Source organism: Protofrankia sp. CiP1_Cm_nod2 (assembly GCF_920664355.1).
In the GTDB taxonomy this organism is placed as follows: domain Bacteria; phylum Actinomycetota; class Actinomycetes; order Frankiales; family Frankiaceae; genus Protofrankia.
Genome location: NZ_CAKKTL010000005.1, coordinates 45201 through 46321, shown reverse-complemented (window position 1 = coordinate 46321; position 1121 = coordinate 45201). Strand labels below are relative to the sequence as shown.

The 1121-nt window shown below is 71.5% G+C and carries 2 protein-coding genes; both read right to left on the bottom strand.

The annotated features are described in order from the left end of the window. Nucleotides 1-412, bottom strand: a 412-nt coding sequence (locus tag NBW84_RS01210) for a PPOX class F420-dependent oxidoreductase (protein WP_250280876.1), incomplete at its 3' end; no start/stop codon positions are given. A gap of 216 nt (nt 413-628) precedes the next feature. Then, on the bottom strand, nt 629-1121 hold a 493-nt coding region (locus NBW84_RS01205; RefSeq protein WP_250280874.1), incomplete at its 5' end, for an ATP-binding protein.

The following is a 1121-nucleotide window of genomic DNA, read 5'->3' as shown; positions in this document are numbered from 1 at the left end:
TCCAGGGGCCGATGCCGCCGACGCGTTCCGGGGTGATCCGCAGGACGTAGCCGGGGGGTGGGTCGGGGATCGGTGACGGAGGGGCGTCCGGCCCAAGGTAGATCCTGGTGAGTTTCGCGAGCAGTTCGGGCGCGCCGCCCTCGATGACCTTCGCGTGCCCGTGGACGACCAGGTAATGGTCGAGGCCGCCGCCCTCGGTCCCTGCGGCCTCGATCGACAGCGCCACCCGTGGGTCCCGCTGGAGGTTGCGGAGCTTCTGGTACAGCCCCAGGTGGGCGGTGACGATCTCGTCGCCGTCGACGCCCACCCACACCAGGGTGATCTGGGGGCTGCCGTCCGGGTTCAGGGTGACGAGGTGGGCGAGGCGCCCGGCCGTCAGCGCGGCACGCACGGCGTCGGTCAGCAGAGTCATGTGTTCGACGTCCTCCAGGTGCAAGAAGGCGCGGCGCAGGTCGAGCCGCTGGTTGTGACTACGACAGCTGTATGTCAGAACCGGCCCGGCTATTCCCGGGAGGGCCGGTCACCTGCGGCGATGCCCGGTCGTCTGCCGCGCAGCCGCCCGAGGGCCGGCGGAATCACGATCATCTCGCCGGCGGTGTCGGGCGGGCCGTTCGTCGGATGGGCCGCGTCAGATGAGCTGTTCGGCCCAGATGGTCTTGCCGGTGCGGTTGTAGCGGGTGCCCCAGTGGTGGGTGAGCTGGGCGATGAGGAACAGGCCGCGGCCGTTCTCGTCGAGGGTGCGGGCGCGGCGCAGGTGGGGGGCGGTGCTGCTGGTGTCGGAGACCTCGCAGATGAGGGTGCCGCGGTCGCGGATGAGGCGGAGGTGGATGGGGCCGGTGGCGTGGCGGATGGCGTTGGTGACGAGTTCGCTGACGACGAGTTCGGTGGTGTAGATGGCGTCGTGCAGGCCCCAGGCGGTGAGCTGGTCGGTGGTGTGGGCGCGGGCGTGGGCGACGACGGCGGGGTCGGCGGGCAGGTCCCAGGAGGCGACCTGGCCGGCGGTGAGGGTGTGGGTGCGGGCGAGCAGGACGGCGATGTCGTCGTCGGCGGGCCGGTCCGGCAGCAGGGTCTTGAGAATGACGTCGCAGGCGGTGTCGAGGGAGTCGGTGGGCTCGCCGAGC